Genomic DNA, 17869 nt, shown 5'->3' on the forward strand with positions numbered 1-17869 from the left:
CATTTCAATCACTTGGCCCGCGGCGTCGACTAGCCGACATAAAGCACGCGGTCGATGCCCCAGGTGAGGCCTTGCGGGCCGGCGTCGGCCACGGGCACGCCGAAGGGGCCGTTGCCGGTGGTGACGGCGGCGATGATGACGATCGGGAGGGGATTGTTGGGGTCGTCCTCGACCAGGTGCGCGACGCCCTGGGGGTCCATGCCGAGGCAGCCGCCGATGCAGGTATATGTGAGCGCCACTTCGCCGAGGCCCTCGACCGGGGCGGGTGGCACGTATTCGTCGGTCCAGGGCAGCGGGACGGTGAGCTGCGGGATCGTCAGGCTGCGCAGGACCTTCACCTCGCCCATATCGAGGTTCGACACGCCGGGCCACTCGCTGAGCTCGCCGCTGGGCAGGAGGCGGCGCAGATAGTCGACGCCGTCGCGCAGGGTGACCATCCAGGCGGTGCAATCGTCGGCGAAGTCGATGCCGATGATCTTGTCGGAGAAGGGGCCGTTGAGGGCCTCGAGCGTGGGGTCGGCGCAGGCGATCGGCCGCTCGCAGCCGCACTGGGTGCCCCAGCAGGCGCCCTGGCCGGTGCAGGCGACGTCGATGCAGGGCGCCACGGGCACGCAGCTGCCCTGGTCGTCGCAGACGCTGCCGGGGCCGCAGCTGCGGCCGTCGCAGGCCGTGGCCGGGCCGGCGAGGACGCAGGGGTCGTCCATGGGCTTGCACTCGCCCGAGATGACGTCGCACAGCTGGTCGACCGGGCAGGGCGAGGGGTCCTGGCCCTGGCACAGGGTGACGCACTGGCCGTCCTGGCACACCTGGTTGGGCTCGTCGCAGTCGGCACACAGCACACCGCCGGTGCTGCCCGTGGTGCTCGTGGTGGTGGCGGCGGAGGAGGTGGACGCATCGGAGGTTGGCGCCGTGTCGCTGGTGTCGCTGGCGGCCTGGGTCGCGGTGCCGGGATCTCCGGTGGTCGGCAGGTCCGTCGTGGTGGAGCTGGTCGTTCCGGCCGTGCTCGTGGTCGACGAAGCTGCGCTGGCCCCGTCGTCCTCCGCCCGCTCACCGCCGCCGCAGCCACCCACAGCCAACATCGTTACGATCGCCGCCATCGTCCGCCGCATGTCCACGTCCCCCTTGCCACGATAGCGGATCGCGGGGCCCTGCGGGCGCGTGAAATTTGGGGCTGTACGGCTCCGGCCGGGTCCGCTCGGGGCCTCGGCCCACCGAGACCTCGCGGGTCACGGGTGAAGGCGGCGGGAGCTCACGCGCTCGCCTGGTCCCGCGCGAGCGAGATTGCCTACACTCCCGGAGTGCGCATCCTATTCGCCACGCTCGCTTCGCTCGCCGCACTCGCGTGCGCGCCGGTCTCGTTTCCACCGACCCCGCCGGGCCCGCCGGTGCGGCACGAGGCGAGCAGCGCGAGCTTTGCGATCATCGGTGATTACGGCGAGGCGGGGCCGGAGGCGGCGGCGGTGGCCGCTCTGGTGCGCAAGTGGCAGCCGGACTTCATCGCCACCACCGGGGACAACAACTACCCGGATGGGATGCAGGACACGATCGACGCGAACATCGGGCAATACTACCACGATTATATCGCCGGTTATGTCGGCAGTTACGGCGGCGGGGCGGCGGAGAGCCGCTTCTTCCCGACGCTCGGCAACCACGACTGGCGGACCCACGACCTCGCGCCCTACCTCGGCTATTTCACGCTGCCGGGCAACGAGCGCTACTACGCGGTGTCGTGGGGGCCGGTCGACCTGTTCCTGCTCGACAGCGACCAGGGCGAGCCGGACGGGAACGACGCGGACTCGCGGCAGGCGCGGTGGCTGAAGGACGCGCTGGCGGGCTCGACGGCGGCGTGGCAGCTGGTGCTGCTGCACCACCCGCCGTACTCGTCGGCGATGCACGGCTCGACGCGGGCGCTGCAGTGGCCGTTCGCGCAGTGGGGCGTCGACGCGGTGATCGCCGGGCACGACCACGACTACGAGCGGATCGAGCGCGACGGCATCGTGTACCTCGTCAACGGCCTCGGCGGCCACGGCAAGATCTACCAGTTCGGCACGCCGGTCCCGGGTAGCGCCGTGCGCTTCAACCAGGCGCACGGCGCGATGCGGGTGCAGGCGACGGCGCAGGAGCTGCGATTCGAGTTCCTCCGCGCCGACGGTCAGGTGGTCGACACCCGGGTGATCGCGGCGACGCGGCGCTGACTAGCGAGCTCCTCCGCGCCGACGGCCCGGTGGTCGACCCCCGAGGGGGCTACGGGGCGAAGGGGTCGCACTTCATCGCGTTGCCGAGCAGCACGTCCGCGGGGGAGCGCGGCTGCAGCTTGGAGTTGGCGAAGCTGTAGCCGACGATGCCGACGATGTCGTCGAAGGTGGTGCCGACGGGGCACTTGTTGTTGAGGACCATGTCCTTGATGCCGTCGGTGATCTGGTCGTCAATGCGGAGGGTGCCGGTGACGACGAACTCGTCGAAGTCCATCGGGGCGTCGGCGTTCTGCACCGTGATGGTGACCGGGCCGACGCGGACCAGCATGGACTCGAAGGGCTCGGCGTTGGCCTTGCCGGTGGCGAGGGTGGCGGGGTCGAGGAGGACCGGCTCGAAGGGCAGGACCAGGCCGGGGTCCTCGACGGTGACGACGGGGCTCGAGATCTCGCCGAGGCCGTTGAACTCGGTGTAGATGCCGGCGACCGCGACGCGGTTGCCGACCTTCACGGGCGGCAGCTTGGCGCCGGTGAACACGAAGATGCCGTTCCACGGCTCGGCGGTGTCGTTCTGCACGTAGAAGCCGCGCGCGTTGCCGGCGTCGGGGCGCAGGCCGGTGACGTAGGCGCCGACGATCGCCACGTTGGCGCCGGCCTTCGGGTGCTTCGGGTCCATCGGGTTGCGGATCGCGGGGATGGTGGTCGGGCAGGTGGCCGGGCCGGGGTTCGGCTCGGCGCAGTCGTCACAGGTGTCGCCGTGACCGTCGGTGTCGGCGTCGGCCTGGTTGCTGTTGGCGTCGCGCGGGCAGTTGTCGCTGCCGTTGGGGACGCCGTCGTCGTCGATGTCGTCGGGGTCGGGGACGATGCAGCCGTCGCCGGGCTCGAGCGGGCAGGCGTCGCAGGCGTCGCCGTCGCCGTCGCCGTCGGCGTCGAGCTGGCCGTTGTCGAACAGCATCGGCGGGTTGAAGACGTCGGGGCAGTTGTCGCCGTCCATCACGCCGTCGCCGTCGGGGTCCTGGGCCGTGATCTCGCCGGTGTACTCGCCGTCGCGGGAGGGCACGCAGGTGGGCTCAAGGTCGGGCTCGCCGCAGAAGAACAGCGGGTAGGTCGGCTCGATCGCCGCCTTGACCTTGGCCAGGCTGCTGACGCCGCCGGTGTCCTGGGCGACGCAGGCGAGCTTGTCGACGCCGCACACGGCGAGCGCCTCGCAGGCCTCGCCGCCGAGCTCGGGGGTGCCGACGATCGGCGCGTCGCCGTAGAGCACCTCGCCGCCGCGCAGGACCAGGACGACGTCCTCGAGGTCGGCGCGGACGACCGCGGCGTGGTGCTTGTCGACCGCGCCGTTGAAGATCGAGATGTCGGCGACCATGCCGACCTTGAGCAGGCCGATCGCCTTCTCGCTGCCGGTCGCGAGGGCGGCGTTGGTGGTGACCATCTTCCACAGGTCGGCGTCGTCGAAGCGCTTGTTGTAGTAGTTGGTGTTGAGCTCGTCGGCGCAGCGCAGCTCGCGGAGGATGTTCATCGACCCCGAGGCGACCCAGTCGGTGCCGAGCGCGAGCGGGACGCCGAGGATGTCGAGCACGGTGGCCTGGGCGGTGTTGCCGTAGAGGACGACGTTGGAGCGCGGCGACCAGATCACGCGGGTCTGCTCCGGGTGGAGCAGCTTGGTGTCCTCGGCGCTGAGGGCGATGGCGTGGATGATCGCGGACATCGGCTCGACGACGTCGTTGGGGGCCATCGACAGGCAGACGAACTCGTTGCGGGCGAAGTCGTTGATGCCCTCGGCGATGTGCGGGAGGTAAGCGTCGAGCTTGTCGATCTCGGCGGTGGTGATCGGGCCGGGGTAGTTGCAGCCGCTGTCGAGCTGGAAGCCGCTGCTGTCGCCGAGCGGGAAGGTGTCGCTGTTGGCGAGCTGGATCGGGAGGCCCTCGAGCATGTTGCTGGTGTCGAGGTTGCGCAGCAGGCCGGCCTTGCCGCCGGCGCTGGCGGCCGAGGTGGCGCCGCTCATGACGAAGCGCAGCTCGGCGGCGAGGACGGCGTCGTTGCTGGCGTTGCCGGGGACGCTGAGGGCCTGGTGGCCGTTCTTGCCCTTGCGCCAGTCGTGGCGGTGCTCGTAGCGGTCGACGCCCTGGCCGATCGGCTTGTTCTTGGCGAAGGAGATGTGGTCGTGCGGGTTGATGAGGCCGGGCGAGATGACGCCGTCGGCGCAGCTCAGCTCGGTGGCGTCGGCGTACTCGGGCAGCTCGAGGCAGTCGCAGCCGACGCAGGCGATGAGGCCGTTGACGACGACGACGGCGCCGTTCTCGAAGACGGTGTCGGGCCCGAGGACGGTGCCGCGGAGGATGAGGCCGTCGGTGCCGGGCTTGGAGATCTCGCAGGTGCCCTCGGCGGGCGGGGCCAGCGGCGGTGTGTCACAGACCACGAGCGGGTCGATCGGGTCGACGCCGGTGGTGGTGTCGCCGGTGGTGGTGTCGGTGGTGCTGCCGGTGGTGGTGTCCAGGCCGGTGGTGGCGCTGGTGCTGCCCTCGGTGACGGTCGCGGCGCCGGTGCTGGTGTCCCCGACGGTGCTGGTGGGGGTGTCGGTGGTCGGGACGTCAGTCGTCGGGGTGTTGCTGGTCGGGGTGTTGCTGGTCGGGGTGTTGCCGGTGCTCGCGTCGCCGCCGGTGGTCTCGGTCGTCTGCGTGCTGACGCCGTCGTCGCTGCAGGCGGCGAGCGCGAGGGCACAGGTGAGAGAGAAAGCGGCGGCGAGGGGGCGAGGTGAAGAGGGGCAGTCCACGCGCGGACCATACCCTCCGCGCGGCGGCGACTCAAACGCTGCCTGCGGCTGGAGACACACATCGCGCGGGTGTTCGCGGAGGTGGTGTGACGGGCGAGTGACAGCGCTGCTTGCGTGTGCAAGCATCCGTGAGGCAACCCATCCGCGGCCGCGGTGAAAGTCGGGGGCCGTGGGTTGCTGGGGCGGCGGGCGATCGGCCATAGGGGTGCGGCGGAGGCGAACGATGAAGCAACTACGGGGCGCGGCGCGACTGGGGTCCATCTGTTTGGTCAGTGGGGTGGTCGGCTGTGGTGACGTGGGTGGGGCGTCGACCTCGTTCGGCGGCAGCACGCCGGTCGAGCTGACGATGACCGAGAGCTCGTCCAGCAGCGGTGCTGGTGAGTCGTCGTCGAGCTCATCGGTGGGCACCAGCGACACTGGGGGGCTGCCGACCACGTCGCTGGCGAGCTCGAGCGGCGGGCCCGAGTGCGTGGAGGACAGCGACTGCGTCGGCAATCCGGCGGGGCCGCTGTGCGACGACGGGCGCTGCAACGTGGCGTGTCTGCCGGGCGACACCCGGGCGTGTTACAGCGGGCCGCTCGACAAGGTCGACGTCGGGGCTTGCGTGCGCGGGAGCTCGACCTGCGCGGCGGACGGGCTCAGCTGGGGGGTGTGCGAGGGCGAGGTGTTGCCGCTGGCGAGCGAGCTGTGCGGGAACACGGTCGACGACGACTGCAACGGCGAGGTCGACGAGGACGTCGACGCGGACGGCGACGGTTGGGGCGTGTGCAGCGGCGACTGTTGTGACACCGCGGGCGGCGAGTGCTTCGACCCGGAGAAGGTCAACCCGGGGGCCTTCGAGTATGTGGGCAACCAGGTCGACGATAACTGCGACGCGGCGGTCGACGAGGCGGCGGACGCCTGTGACGCCGCGCTGGCGAGCGACACCAAGGAGCCGCTGGACTACGCGCGGGCGCTCGACCTGTGCACCTTCACGGAGGAGTCGCCGCCGGACCCGAAGGACCGCAGCTGGGGCGTGATCTCGGCGAAGCTCAGCCTGGCCGACGGCAAGGGGGCCCCGGCCGCGGCCTCGCGGGCGATCCGCACGGGCTTCGGCGGCAAGATCAAGCCGCAGAAGCACAGCAGTTTGGTGGTGATGGCGAGCGGGCACGCGGCCGACGCGAATGACACCAAGCCGGGCTACGCGGCGTTCGAGAAGGGCCAGGACATGGCGACGACCAGCCCGCCGCCGGCGGACTGGCTGGCGGCGAACGCCGGCAAGATCCCGAACCCGCCGGGCTGCCCGGCGCCGCAGGTGCCCGCGTCGAACGACGCCGTGATGCTGACCCTGCGCATGCGCGTGCCGACCAATGCGAGCAGCTTCTCGGCGCGCATGTACTTCATGTCGGCCGAATACCCCGAATATGTGTGCAGCCAGTACAACGATTTCTTCGTCGCGCTGGTCGACTCGAAGGCGGTCGGCAACCCGAAGGACAAGAACGTCGCGGTGTTCGATGACGGCAAGACGCAGTGGCCGATCGGCGTGAACATCGTCAAGGTGGCCGACGGGCTGTTCTCGCAGTGCGAGGGCGGGCCGGTCGGCTGCGCCGGGGTCGCGGGCACCTACAACGGCTGCACGAGCACGGCGGAGCTGGTCGGCACCGGCTTCGACGCCTTCGATGACTTCGCCTGCAACAAGGTGCAGAAGCTGGCCGGCGGCGGCTCGGGCTGGCTGACGCTGCGCGGCAACGTTGCGCCCGGCGAGGTGATGGAGATCCGCCTGGCGGTGTGGGACACCGGCGGACACCTCTACGACTCGCTGGTGCTGCTCGACGCCTGGGAGTGGTCGCTCGACCCGGCGGCGCCGGGCGTCACGCCGGGCTGAATCCGGGCTGAATCCGGGCTGTGTGGCATCCGCGGCGGCGATGCCCGCCGCCGCGGAGGTCGAGGTTCAGCCGTCGACGAGGTCCGCGAGGGTGCGCGGGCTGAGCTTGGCGACGTCGAAGGAGAACGCCATAAGGCCGGTGATGCTGGCGAAGACCTTGCCCATGGCGGGGTTCGGGCCGGGGTCCGGGAGGAAGAACAGGTCGTCGACGACGAGGTCGCCGGTGACCTTGAATTCGCCGTACATGGCGACGGGCTCGGTGACGGTGACGTCCTGGACCTCGACGAGGCAGCCCTCGAAGTTCTCGGCCTTGGCGCCGTTGGTGGCGACATCGGCGGGGTTCACGATGGAGGCGGCGGGCACGGGGGCGGTGCCGGAGATCGTGAGGTTGTCGGCCTTGGACAGCGAGATCTCGGAGTAGGTGTAGAACTCGGTGTACTGGCCCGAGACCGTGACCTTGTCGCCGAGCTTGGGCAGCTTGTCGGCGGCCATGAGCTCGGCGGCGACGTCCGCGAAGACGTAGACCTGGATGCCGGAGTATTCGCCGCCGTCGGCCTCGGCGATGAAGAAGTTGCCGTTCATCTTGGCGTCGGTGAAAAACTGCGAGGTGACGACGACGTCGGTGAGGTCGACGTAGGTCTTCTCGGGCACGTTGCCCATCTGGATCTCGTAGATGGTGGTGTCGACGTTGCCGGCGGTGGTCGGGTCCGTGGTCGGGTCGGCGGTGGGGTCGACGGGGTCGCTGCAGTCGGCCCAGCCCTGGAAGTCGGCGCAGTTGCGGGGGGCGAGCTTGAACTCGTCGAAGCTGAAGGTCATCTGGCCGACGAGGGCGGTGAAGGTGGTGTCGACGGCGGGCTTGGGGCCGGGCGAGGGGACGAAGAAGAGGTCGTCGACCTTGAGCGCGCCGTCGACCTCGAACTCGCCGTACATGACGACGGGGGCGGTGACCTTGGCGTTGTCGATCTGGACCAGGCAGCCCTCGTAGTCCTCGGCCTTGGCGCCGCCGGTGGTGATGTCGGCGGCCTTGACCACGCTGGGGGCCGGGACCACGCCGGCGCCGCCCGGGGTGAGGTCCGTGCCGGTGCTGAGGGTGAGCTGCGAGGCGTCGTAGAACTCGGTGTACATCGCCCGCAGGGTGATCTTGTCGCCGATCTTGGGCAGGGTGCCGCCGGCGTCGAGCTCGGTGATCACGTCGGCGAAGACGTGGACCTGGATGCCCGAGAAGGCGCCGCCCGCGGCCTCGGAGATGAAGAAGTTCCCGTCGCCGGTCTTCTTGTCGTAGTAGAGCGGCGAGGTGACGACGACGTCCTTGACCTCGACGACGATGTCGGTCGGGACCTTGCCCTGCTGGATGTCGTAGACGGTGACGGTCTCGCCGGCCCCGCCGGTCGGGGTGTTGGTGTCGCTGCCGGTGGCGTCGCCGGTCTCGCTGCCCGAGGAGGCGTCGGTGGTTCCCGAGAAGGTGCCGCAGGCCGGTGCGAGGGCGGTGAGGGCGGCGAGGAGGAGGGGCGTGCGGGCGAGGGTCATGGTGTCTCCGACGGTGAGGGCGCGGGCAAGGACTAAGGGTTTAGAAGCGGTACTGGAACACGAGGCGCAGGTCCTGATTCTTGGTCACGGTCGCGGCCTCGGTGCCCTCGATGAGGGCGCTCGAGCGGATGCGGCGGTCGCCCCAGATGAGGGTGAGCATGAACAGCTCGCGCCACAGGAACACGTGGGCGGCGACGCGGTACTGCATCTCCTGGTTCTGGCGGCGCAGGTCGTAGCCGAGGGTGGCCGGCGGGCGCTCGAAGGGGGTGGCGAGGTACTGGCCGAAGTCGGCGGAGAGCAGAAGGCGCTTCTTGATCGGGAGGATGCCCATCTGCACGTTGTAGGCGACCTGCCAGCTGCCGAAGTTGAGCTCACGCTTGCCGTAGACCTCGCCGAGGAGGATCAGGCGGCGGTAGCGGAAGGTGGTCTGGATGTTGGCGGCGGGGTAGCGCTCCTGGGAGCGCTGGTCGTACTTGCCGCCGACGGCGAGCGAGAGGGTGGTCGGGGCCGGGGTGTAGAGGATCGGCGAGTCGTAGCGGTTGTAATAGCCGACCAGGTTCATCCACAGCTGGGCGCCGGCGGTGTAGGTGAAGTTGTTGTTGCCGTCGGGGAAGAAGGTGCCGCCGATGTTGCCCGCGAAGCGGCCGCTGCCGCCGGCGAGGAAGGTGCGGTAGAGGAACTTGCCGCGCTTGTCGAGCGGGCCGCCGAACTCGAGCGCGGCGCCGTTGCCCTGCTCGAAGCCGTTCAGCATGTAGAAGGCGGGGTCGACCAGCAGGCGCTTGTGGATCGACCGCACCAGCTCGAGCGAGAGGCTGCCGGAGCCGCTGTTGATGTTGAAGTAGTGGCCGCCCTTGATCGGGACCTGGAAGATCGCAAACACCATCCGCGGGGTCTTCTCGGCGCGGAAGGACAGCAGGAAGAAGCTGTTCTGGATGTAGGGGATCTGGCCGAGGACACGCAGCTGGATCGCGGAGAACTCGACGTTGGCCTTGTTCTCCTGGACGTTGTAGGTGCCCTGGGTTCGCGCGACGACCGAGAAGCGGAAGTTGGTGGCCGGCTGACAGTTGACGACGCTGGTGTCGAGGCGACAGCCGAGGTCCTCGCAGTCGGTCTTGCCGTCGTGGTCGTTGTCGTAGCCGTCCGAGCACATGTGCTCGCTGCGCTCGCCGTCGACGTCCTGGCCCTTGCCGAGCAGGTCCTCGGGGTCGGCGGAGCGGTCGATGCCGTCGGCGGCGGTGGCCGAGCCGGGGCCGCGGCCGGCCGCGACGCCGCTGGTCGGGGCGGCCTTGCGGTCCCATGAGCCCTTGCAGGCGTTCATGTCGGCGCAGTCGGAGTCATCGCAGTCGGTGGCGCCGTCGCGGTCGTTGTCGAGCCAGTCGTGGCAGCGCTCCTCGGTGAACTCGGGGCGGCCGTCGGTCTGGCAGGCGGCCGCCTTGGCGCAGTCGTTGTCGCCGCAATCGTAGACGGTGTCGCCGTCGTTGTCGACGCCGTCGTCGCACAGGGTCTCGGTCTTGGCGTCGCCGGGGGCGGTGCTGTTGGCGGTGACCGGGGCGTCGTTCTGGTCGGGGTCGGAGGGCGGGGCGCCGACGTCGTCGGCGAAGGGCTGGGCGCCGCCAGCAGCGGGGGCGGCGGCCCACGCGGGCGCGCTCAGGCCGAGCCAGGCACTGGCAACGACGGCGGACAGCAGGGACTTGAGGGACCGGCGCATCGGCATCATCGGCATCATCGGCATCATCTGCATCATCTGCATCTCGAATGTTCTTCCCGCGGGCGGCTCAGGGCTGCTCGCATACCTTGGGTCCGTCGCACACGGTGACGATGGGGTTGTTGCTGCAGTCCCAATCGTCGCAGTCGGTGAAGCCGTCGCCGTCGTTGTCCTTGCCGTCGTCGCAGCGGGCGATGGCGTCCTCGTCGAGCAGGGCGAGGCTCTCCTGGCAGGTCTGGCGGACCACGAGGCTGTCGGATTGCACGCAGGAGAAGTCGGCGCAGTCGATGAAGCCGTTGCCGTCGTTGTCGACGCCGTCGCTGCACTTGCTGGCGGAGTTCTCGGCCTTGGCGAGGCAGGCGTCGACGATCTCCTTGGGGCCGTCGGAGGAGCAGGAGAAGTCGCTGCAGTCGACGTAGCCGTTGCCGTCGTTGTCGAGGCCGTCCGTGCAGGTCTCGACCGTGTTCTCGACCGGCTGCATGCCGCAGTAGGCGAGCACCTCGGGGTCCTCGCTCATCGCGCAGGAGAAGTCCTTGCAGTCGATGAAGCCGTTGTTGTCGTCGTCGACCTCGTTGGAGCAGGTGTCGAGGGTGTCCTCGGCCGGCTGCATCGCGCAGTAGGTGACGGCGTCGGGGTCCATGCTCATCGTGCACGAGAAGTCGGCGCAGTCGGTGAAGCCGTTGCCGTCGTTGTCGACGCCGTCAGAGCAGCTGGCGAGGTCGCCCTCGGGGCCGTTGCAGGGGCCCTGGCCGCCGCAGTCGGGGTCGTCGCAGTCGACGGCGCCGTCGTTGTCGTTGTCCTTCTCGTCGCCGCAGTTGACCGGGTTGTCCTCGGCGCAGACGGTGACGAAGATGCCGCGGCGGCAGCCGAAGTCGGCGCAGTCGGCGAAGCCGTTGCCGTCGTTGTCCTTGCCGTCGTTGCAGGTCGCGTCGGTGTTCTCGCGCAGGCAGCAGGTCTCGGGGATGTCGCGGCAGTTGGGGTCGCCGCAGTCGAACTGGCCGTCGTCGTCGTTGTCGATCTGATCGTGGCAGACCTCGAGGCCGGCCTCGGGCTCCGGGGCGGGCGGCTCGGGGACGACCTCGCCGCACAGGGTCGACTCGCTGAGGCAGTCGGTGTCGGCGCAGTCGATCAGGCCGTCGTTGTCGTTGTCGAGGCCGTCGGCGCAGCTCTGGTCGTCGTACTCGTAGCCGTAGACGGGGGCCTCGGGGAGCTGATAGCAGCCGGCGGCGAGGCCGAGCGCGAGGGCGCCGATCCCGATGCTGATGCGGGCGCCGATGTGCCCGCCCATGCGAATGCGATGCGAATGCGGGTCAGCGCAGACATACGGCTCGCGCCCCGCCGTAGCGCCGCTTGAAGTCGACGTGGATCATGCAGGACTCGGGCTGGCCCTGGGCCGCGCCGAACTCGCCCTTGGCCGCCCAGTCGAGCAGGAGCGCCTCCAGCGGGCCCTGCTGGGCGGCGGTGGCGGGGGTGCTGACGTGGCGCTCGGCCGCGAAGCCGCGGACGGTGCGGCGCACGGCGTCGTCGTCGAGGCCGGTGACGAGGGCGGCGTGGTCACGGCGGAGGCGATCGGCGACGGCGCTGACCCGCGACTCGTCGACCGGGTAGCCGAGGTGGCAGATGTTCTGGCACTCCTCGTACTTGATGTCGTGCTTCCACTTGATCGAGTGGCCGTCGACGGTGGAGACGAGGCGGTTGTAGACGCCGTCGCCCTCGACGTCCTCCTCGCTCGAGTGCAGCGAGGTGAGAATGTAGGCCGGGACGCCGTGGGCCCACATGCCGCGTCTGGCGGCGATCGCCTCGCGCTGGACGGCCAGGAGCTCGGGGTCGGCGGGGCGATCGTCGACGCTCATGGCGTGGGCGAAGCCGAGGCGGATCTGCTCCTTGGCGAGCTCGGGGCAGAACACCAGCATGCGGCCGTAGCCGTCGGTCTTGCCGTCGCTGTTGCACTCCCACACGTGGTCGCGGGCGTTGTGGGTCGCCATCTTGGCGAGCACGTAGAGCTCCTTGGCGGTCCACGTGCCCCACTGATGCACCGGGCCGTGCGACTCGAGGGTGTTGAAGCCGGACAGTCGCGACTTGGCGCCGGTGAGCGGCCCGCCGAGGACGCGGAAGCTGTCGCCGTCGTTGAACACGACCGGGGTGGCGACGCCGTTGAGGAGGACGCGGGTGCGCGCGTCGGCGGCCTCACCGTCCGCGACCAGACACAGGGCGAGGACGCCGCCAGCGAGCGCGGCGGCGCTACGGCGGAGATGGAGCTTCGTGGGCCATTGCATGGGCATGTTGCACGGGGCGCGCATGCGTGCAGGGCGCGCGTTCGCCCGGGGAAGCTGCACGAAGCCACCGATGATCACAACCGAAAACCGCGCGATGTGGCGCCCTTTCGCGCGGGAAAACTCATGGCGCCGCGCGCTCGTGCAGACGGGCTGTGGCGCGGGTGTGACATGGGCCAGGCAGTAGCATCCCGGCGATGACGAGCCTGCGCGCAGCTGTCGACACGATCCTCGCCGCGCTCGTCGGGGTGGTTGTTACAGGAGGGTGTGCGCTCGAGCAGAAGATGTCGCTCGAGGTGATCGACGCGCCGCTGCGGGCGCGGGGCATCGAGCTGAAGGGGAGCGACGGGCCGGGCGAGGGGCTGCGGCTCGGGCCCTACGAGGTGAGTCACGTCGAGCGTGAGCGATCGCAGCGCGGCACGGAGCTGCTGCCGCGGGCCCTGCCGCGGCCGGCGAGCTACCACCGGCTGCGCTTCGAGGTGCTCGCGCCGGAGCAGCGCCGCTGGCACGCGCAGTGCGAGGCGCAGCGTCGCCAGGCCCGCAACCCCGACCTCGCGGGCGAGCTCGACGAGTCGCACGACGAGGTGGCGCTGCTGTGTCAGCTGCAGGGGCCCGACGACGATCGCTGGGTGCTGCGCCTCAGCGGCAACATCGGCCGCGGCCTCAGCGGAGAGCTGCGCGCGGGCGAGGCGGGCGCGCTGGCCTTCGAGGCGGAGGTGATCGTGCGCCGGAGCTTCGTGCGGGGGGTCGACCGCGAGCTGCCGATCGCGGTGGCGCAGCTGCGGCGCAAGAAGATGGCGGCGGCGGCGATGCTGCTGGCGGCGCCGGAGCGGGCCTGGCTGGCGCCCGGGCTGGCAGGGCCCGACCGCGAGCTGGCGGTGGTGGCGATGGTGGCGCTGCGCTTGCTGCCGGTCGCCCACTCGGAGCTGTGAGGGCGGCTTGCCTCGCGGGGCGGGGCGCTGGTATGCAAGCGGCTGATGCGTCGCCTCCCCGTCGTTTCGCTGATCCTGGCGCTGGCGCTGGCTGTGCCGTCCGGGCCGGCGCACGCGGAGCTGCTCGAGCGGGTGGTCGCGGTGGTCAACGACGAGGTGATCCTGCAGAGCGAGCTCGAGGCGTCGGTGCGGCTGTCGCCGCAGCTGCAGGAGCGGCTCAATCAGCTCGGCCCGAGCGCGACGCCGCAGCAGGCCGAGCAGGTGATGCGCGAGGAGCGGGCCAACACGCTCAACGACCTGATCAAGAACGTGCTGGTCAAGAAGGAGGCGGCCCGCTTCCAGATCGAGGTCAGCGAGGGCGAGGTGGACAGGTACCTGCAGTCGCTGGCGCAGCAGAACCAGTTCCAGAGCATCGCGGAGCTGCGCAAGGCGGTCGAGGAGTCGGGCGAGTACGGGGCCTGGTCGGACTACCGCCAGGACATCCGCGACCAGCTCATTATCTACAAGACCACGCAGTCGCTGGCCAACTTCGCGGTCACGGACGCGGCGGTGCGCGAGCAGTACCGCAAGATGACGCGCGGCGAGGAGTCGAAGGTGGAGGTCGAGCGCTTCCTGTTCGCCTCGGACCAGGGCACCCAGGCGGCCCGCGACGCGGCGTACAGCAAGGCGCAGGGGACGGCCCGGCGCCTGCGCGCGGGCGAGGCGGTCGAGGCGGTGGCGGCCGAGCACGGGCTCACCGGCAATACCCGCCGCGAGGTGGGCCGCGGCGAGGTGGCCCCCGCCGTGGAGGACGCGATCTTCGCGGCTCAGCAGGGCGCCGTGGTCGGTCCGCTCGAGACGGGGCAGGGCTACCTCGTGCTGAAGATCGTGCAGCACATGAGCTCGGACGTGCTGAGCTTCGAGCAGGCCAAGGAGCGCATCCGCGGCGAGCTCGAGGAGGCGGCGTTCCAGAAGGCGGCCGAGGACTTTCGCAACGGGCTGCTGGCGAAGGCGCACATCGATATTCGCCTGTAGCTGGCGGGTCGGTGCTCAGGCGGTGCGAGCTCGGTGAGGTCGCACGTGTCTCGTGCGGCGGTGTCCGGGACGATCGTCCCGGACAGGGGTGCCCGCTGCGGGCCAATGCCCGCAGTTCACCGCGGCTTTGCGGCGGCACGGCGCTTGCTGAGGGACACGGCATGCGAACCACCATCCGGTCGAGCCTGTGCCGCGTGTTCCCCGTCCTGTTCGCGCTCGGCGGCGTGCCCGTCGCGCCGGGCGTGGCCCAGGCGGCGGATTACGATCTCGCTTTCGTGAAGACCGGACCGACGCGGGCCGACCTCAGCTGGAAGACCGACCCCTACAAGCAATACCTGGTGTGCTGGAAGCTCGACGCCGCCGGCGGCGATGTCTGCGGTCAGGGTAGCAATCAGACCACCGCCAGCCAGATCACGCCGAACAACTCGAACTATGTCAACGGCCGCGTGACGATCACGCTGTGGGGGCTGGACCAGTGCAACCGCGAATACAAGGTCCGGGTTCGGCGGACGCTCGTCGCGTTCGACACGCAGGTGTTCTGGTTCCCGTGCTGAGCGGGGGACGATCGGGTCAAACGAACGCGGCTGGCGATCGATCGATCGACGGCTCGTCTATGTGACACCGCGCAGCAATACCGCGACGACACCGCCGAGCCACGCGCGGGTGGGACGCTGGCGCTCGAGCGCGACGCGGTGGAGGAGCGCGCCCACCAGCATCGACAGGACGACCTTCGGGTCGGCGTCGTCGCGCCATTCGCCGCGTGCCCGGGCACGCAGGACCATGGCGACCGCGGGGCTCCCGGCGCGCTCCTCGAGCTGCCGGCGGGCGAGCGCGGCGATCGAGGGTGCCACCGCTTCCATGAACACCGCCCGCATCAGCGCTTGCCCGGCCGGTTGATCGAGGAAGCCAGCCACGCTCTCGCCGAGGAACAGCAGGTCACCGCGGAGAGAGCCCGTGTCCTTCTGCGCGAGGCTCAGATGCGTGAGCACCCGTTCGAGCGCAGCGGCGACGAGGGCCTCACGCGTCGGCCACCGGCGATAAATGCTGGTCTTGTTGACCTCGGCCGCCCGCGCGATGCGCTCGACGCTCAGCTGTGCCGGGCCGACGCTGGCGAGCTCCTCCAGGGTGCGGTCGAGCACCGCTTCGGTGACGGGCTCACCGCGTGGACGTCCGACGTCGCGGCGGGGCGACCGTGCCACCGGCTTGCGGGGCGCCCGGTGGGTCGCTGCCCTCTTCGCGGACGGCATCGCCAGACGCTAACGGAGCGGCCTTGATTTTGCAACTCATAGTTGCAAAGATACGGCGTGGACACCGACACCCCGCTGATCCTGGTGATCCTGCAGTCCTTCGTGACGCAGGTCGGCGGCTACCTCGCCGTTGTCGGGCTCCTGTTCCTGATCTTCTGGGTCTGGGGTGAGCGTCGCTTCGCCGCTCGCCGGGTGCAGAAGCGTAAGCGCTTCACGGGCAAGCAACTGCGTCATGAACTGCTCCATACGCTCATCACCTTCGTCGTCAGCCTCGCCAGCGTGGGCGTGCTCCTGGTGCTGCACAGCATGGGTAGGACCCGCCTGGTCGACGTGCAAGCGCCGGGACAGACGCTCGCGCTGGTGCTGTGGATCGGTGGCCTCATCGTGTTCAACGACGTCTGGTTCTACGGGTGGCACCGGCTCTTGCACACGCCCTGGCTGTTTCGCCATGTCCACGCGGTCCACCACAAGAGCGTCGACGTGAACCCGTTCTCGTCGTATTCGTTCCACGCGTTCGAGGGCTTCATCCTCGGCGCCTGGATCATTCCGGCCGCGATCTGGTTACCGATCCCCATGGCGGCGCTGGGGGTCGTTCAGGTGATCGGCTTGATGAACAACGTCAACTCGCACCTCGGCTACGAGCTCCTGCCGGCGTGGTGGGTCCGTGTGCCGCCGTTCAAGTGGACCGCGTCGTCGACCTATCACAACCTGCATCATCAGCGGTTGAACGGGAACTACGCCCTGTTCTTTCGCTGGCTGGATCGGGCGTTTGGCAGCGAAGTCGTGGGCTACGAGGCGGCGTTTTGTGACCGCAGCGCGCCGCAGCAAGATCCCCCGGGGGATGCGCGCGTGTAGCAGTTCGCGGCTGTCGGGATCCACTGTCCCTCGACCTCGCTCGCGGACCCAGATGGCGGAGCGCCGGGGCTAACGCGTGCTGAATTTGTGGGTCTTGCGGAAGTTCTCGTCGGTGTCGCTCCTGGGGAACGACCAGGCCTGGCTGGTCGCCGCGCACCTCCCGACCACGCCCGCGCTGGAGCAGCGCCCGCATCCCGAGGAGCTCCTGGCCGGCAAGCACCTACTTCGCCGCGGCAAGGACGGTCAGGCGCTCAAAGATCGGGGCACCTACCAGCGACTCGCCTGCCAGCTGCGCGATCGCCTTACAGAGGTCCGCTGCATCTTGCCCGAACTCGACCGCTTCGCTCGCAAGCTCGAGCGCTTCGCGGGCACCGCGAGCTGAGCCGGCCTGGTGCGCTCGAAGGGACCGCGAGCGACCGACATGCATATCGTGGTCGCTCGCCATCGACAGATAGGGCGGCGAGCATCCGGCGTACACTGTCGGTCATGACGATCACGACCACGCGACGGATCCTCCTGATCGGCAGAGTACCGGCGATCAACCAGCGAGTGGTCGCGCAGCTCGGCGCACGCGGTGCCGACGTCGTCGGCGCGGCCGGTGAGGGCTCGTTCCCGGAGCTCGACGCCCGCGGCTTCGATCTCGTGGCCATCGGCGCCGGCGTCGACCCGGAGACTCGCGCGTCGCTCAAGCAGAGGTTCCGCGCGCAGCACCCCGATGTGTTGTTGCTCGACGTCTACGGTCCGCTGGCGACCGAGCAGATCTACACCATCCTCCGTCGCGCAAGCGGCACGCCTGCTCTCGCGGAGGACATCGCCCTGGGAGACGCCGGCGAGGTCGTGCAGGTCCACGTCACGGTGCGCCAGTCGTGCCGTTTGCGCCTCGACGTGCACCGCCACCGCGGCTCGCCCGAGCCCGAGGTCATCCCCGTCGCCGCGGTGCAGGCGATCGCCGGCGTGCACACGTTCGCGGTGGCGCGGGCCTTCACAGGTGAGGGCCACATGCTCATCGTGCGAGCCGACGACGACGTCGAGGTTCGCCGCCTCACCGCCGGCTGAGCCGCCAGCGTCGTCACCCCCACGCGCTTGGCCGTCGCGGCGATCAACGGCGGATGGGGAAGAGGTCGCGTAGGCGCGGGTCACGGAGCCACAGGGCGGCCCAGGTGATCGCGCCGAGGACCACGGGGATAGCGAACGAGTCGCCCTTGATCACGTGGATGGCGACGGCGCCGCCGAGGTAGGCGGCGATCAGGAGGGCGCCGAGAATCGCGGTCTGGGGGATCACGAACAGGAGGGCGCACAGGGCCTCGACGATCCCGATCTTGAACAGCGCGCCGTCCGGGAAGCCGAACTGCTTGAAGGCCTCGACGATCTCCGGCATGGCGGTGAGCTTGGCGGACGCGCTGAGGAGCAGCATGCCGGCGGGGACCACGGTGAGGACGATGCCGAGGATGCGCTGCCAGCGTGGCGTGGAGGGGACTTGCATG

Annotated in this window: 16 protein-coding genes; 8 read left to right on the top strand and 8 right to left on the bottom strand. The window is 69.9% G+C overall.

The genetic code is table 11. The annotated features are described in order from the left end of the window. Positions 1–29: 29 nt before the first annotated feature. Positions 30–1097 (bottom strand): hypothetical protein, encoded by a 1068-nt coding sequence (locus IPJ59_RS32120; RefSeq protein WP_293275008.1) that lies wholly within the window; start codon positions 1095–1097, stop codon positions 30–32. Positions 1098–1298: 201 nt separating this feature from the next. On the opposite strand from IPJ59_RS32120, the gene IPJ59_RS32125 reads away from it, so the two are divergent. Continuing rightward, positions 1299–2195, top strand: a complete 897-nt coding sequence (locus tag IPJ59_RS32125) for a metallophosphoesterase family protein (RefSeq protein WP_293275009.1) — start codon at positions 1299–1301, stop codon at positions 2193–2195. 49 nt (positions 2196–2244) lie between these two features. On the opposite strand, the gene IPJ59_RS38375 is transcribed toward IPJ59_RS32125, so the two are convergent. Next, positions 2245–4968 carry an amidohydrolase family protein gene (locus IPJ59_RS38375; RefSeq protein WP_366524738.1) on the bottom strand — a complete coding sequence of 908 codons (2724 nt, stop codon included), beginning with the start codon at positions 4966–4968 and terminating at the stop codon, positions 2245–2247. A gap of 295 nt (positions 4969–5263) precedes the next feature. Here IPJ59_RS38375 and IPJ59_RS32135 point away from each other — a divergent pair, with 295 nt between their 5' ends. Beyond that, positions 5264–6832, top strand: coding sequence for a choice-of-anchor L domain-containing protein (locus tag IPJ59_RS32135; protein WP_293275011.1), 1569 nt, complete (start codon positions 5264–5266; stop codon positions 6830–6832). 66 nt (positions 6833–6898) lie between these two features. On the opposite strand, the gene IPJ59_RS32140 is transcribed toward IPJ59_RS32135, so the two are convergent. The 4 genes from IPJ59_RS32140 to IPJ59_RS32155 are packed head-to-tail and all read right to left on the bottom strand — an operon-like array spanning position 6899 to position 12364. Continuing rightward, positions 6899–8359: a hypothetical protein gene (locus IPJ59_RS32140; RefSeq protein WP_293275012.1), complete on the bottom strand. Its 1461-nt coding sequence runs from the start codon at positions 8357–8359 to the stop codon at positions 6899–6901. Positions 8360–8399: 40 nt separating this feature from the next. Beyond that, entirely contained in the window at positions 8400–10109 is a 1710-nt protein-coding gene (locus IPJ59_RS32145) for a hypothetical protein (RefSeq protein ID WP_293275014.1), read from the bottom strand. Positions 10110–10134: 25 nt separating this feature from the next. After that, on the bottom strand, positions 10135–11352 hold the full coding sequence (locus IPJ59_RS32150) for a hypothetical protein (RefSeq protein ID WP_293275016.1): 1218 nt from the start codon (positions 11350–11352) through the stop codon (positions 10135–10137). 22 nt (positions 11353–11374) lie between these two features. Further along, a complete protein-coding gene (locus IPJ59_RS32155; RefSeq protein ID WP_293275017.1) occupies positions 11375–12364 on the bottom strand; it encodes a thermonuclease family protein in 990 nt (329 codons plus the stop codon). Between the two features lie 170 nt (positions 12365–12534). On the opposite strand from IPJ59_RS32155, the gene IPJ59_RS32160 reads away from it, so the two are divergent. From IPJ59_RS32160 to IPJ59_RS32170, 3 genes are all read left to right on the top strand, one after another. After that, a complete protein-coding gene (locus IPJ59_RS32160) occupies positions 12535–13269 on the top strand; it encodes a hypothetical protein (protein WP_293275019.1) in 735 nt (244 codons plus the stop codon). Between the two features lie 45 nt (positions 13270–13314). Further along, a complete protein-coding gene (locus IPJ59_RS32165; protein ID WP_293275021.1) occupies positions 13315–14283 on the top strand; it encodes a peptidylprolyl isomerase in 969 nt (322 codons plus the stop codon). 161 nt (positions 14284–14444) lie between these two features. Beyond that, positions 14445–14837, top strand: a complete 393-nt coding sequence (locus tag IPJ59_RS32170; protein WP_293275023.1) for a hypothetical protein — start codon at positions 14445–14447, stop codon at positions 14835–14837. Positions 14838–14894: 57 nt separating this feature from the next. On the opposite strand, the gene IPJ59_RS32175 is transcribed toward IPJ59_RS32170, so the two are convergent. Beyond that, the gene (locus IPJ59_RS32175) at positions 14895–15422 is read right to left on the bottom strand and encodes a TetR/AcrR family transcriptional regulator (protein ID WP_293275024.1); all 528 of its coding nucleotides are present in this window, start codon (positions 15420–15422) and stop codon (positions 14895–14897) included. Positions 15423–15587: 165 nt separating this feature from the next. On the opposite strand from IPJ59_RS32175, the gene IPJ59_RS32180 reads away from it, so the two are divergent. From IPJ59_RS32180 to IPJ59_RS32190, 3 genes are all read left to right on the top strand, one after another. Then, entirely contained in the window at positions 15588–16385 is a 798-nt protein-coding gene (locus IPJ59_RS32180) for a sterol desaturase family protein (protein WP_293275025.1), read from the top strand. Positions 16386–16497: 112 nt separating this feature from the next. Then, positions 16498–16767 (top strand): hypothetical protein, encoded by a 270-nt coding sequence (locus tag IPJ59_RS32185; protein WP_293275027.1) that lies wholly within the window; start codon positions 16498–16500, stop codon positions 16765–16767. Positions 16768–16871: 104 nt separating this feature from the next. After that, a complete protein-coding gene (locus IPJ59_RS32190) occupies positions 16872–17441 on the top strand; it encodes a hypothetical protein (RefSeq protein WP_293275029.1) in 570 nt (189 codons plus the stop codon). A gap of 43 nt (positions 17442–17484) precedes the next feature. Here the strand turns inward: IPJ59_RS32190 and IPJ59_RS32195 are convergent. Next, the coding region (locus IPJ59_RS32195) for a DoxX family protein (protein WP_293275030.1) at positions 17485–17869 on the bottom strand (385 nt) is incomplete at its 5' end.

It is taken from the genome of Nannocystis sp. (assembly GCF_016714285.1).
In the GTDB taxonomy this organism is placed as follows: domain Bacteria; phylum Myxococcota_A; class Polyangia; order Nannocystales; family Nannocystaceae; genus Nannocystis.

Bases quoted from the DNA above. Each gene is read 5' to 3' on its own strand.
- IPJ59_RS32120 (WP_293275008.1), bottom strand. From the start codon at position 1,097: ATGGCGGCGATCGTAACGATGTTGGCTGTGGGTGGCTGCGGCGGCGGT.
- IPJ59_RS32140 (WP_293275012.1), bottom strand. From the start codon at position 8,359: ATGACCCTCGCCCGCACGCCCCTCCTCCTCGCCGCCCTCACCGCCCTC.
- IPJ59_RS32145 (WP_293275014.1), bottom strand. From the start codon at position 10,109: ATGCAGATGATGCAGATGATGCCGATGATGCCGATGATGCCGATGCGC.
- IPJ59_RS32150 (WP_293275016.1), bottom strand. From the start codon at position 11,352: ATGGGCGGGCACATCGGCGCCCGCATCAGCATCGGGATCGGCGCCCTC.
- IPJ59_RS32155 (WP_293275017.1), bottom strand. From the start codon at position 12,364: ATGCGCGCCCCGTGCAACATGCCCATGCAATGGCCCACGAAGCTCCAT.
- IPJ59_RS32160 (WP_293275019.1), top strand. From the start codon at position 12,535: ATGACGAGCCTGCGCGCAGCTGTCGACACGATCCTCGCCGCGCTCGTC.
- IPJ59_RS32165 (WP_293275021.1), top strand. From the start codon at position 13,315: ATGCGTCGCCTCCCCGTCGTTTCGCTGATCCTGGCGCTGGCGCTGGCT.
- IPJ59_RS32170 (WP_293275023.1), top strand. From the start codon at position 14,445: ATGCGAACCACCATCCGGTCGAGCCTGTGCCGCGTGTTCCCCGTCCTG.
- IPJ59_RS32190 (WP_293275029.1), top strand. From the start codon at position 16,872: ATGACGATCACGACCACGCGACGGATCCTCCTGATCGGCAGAGTACCG.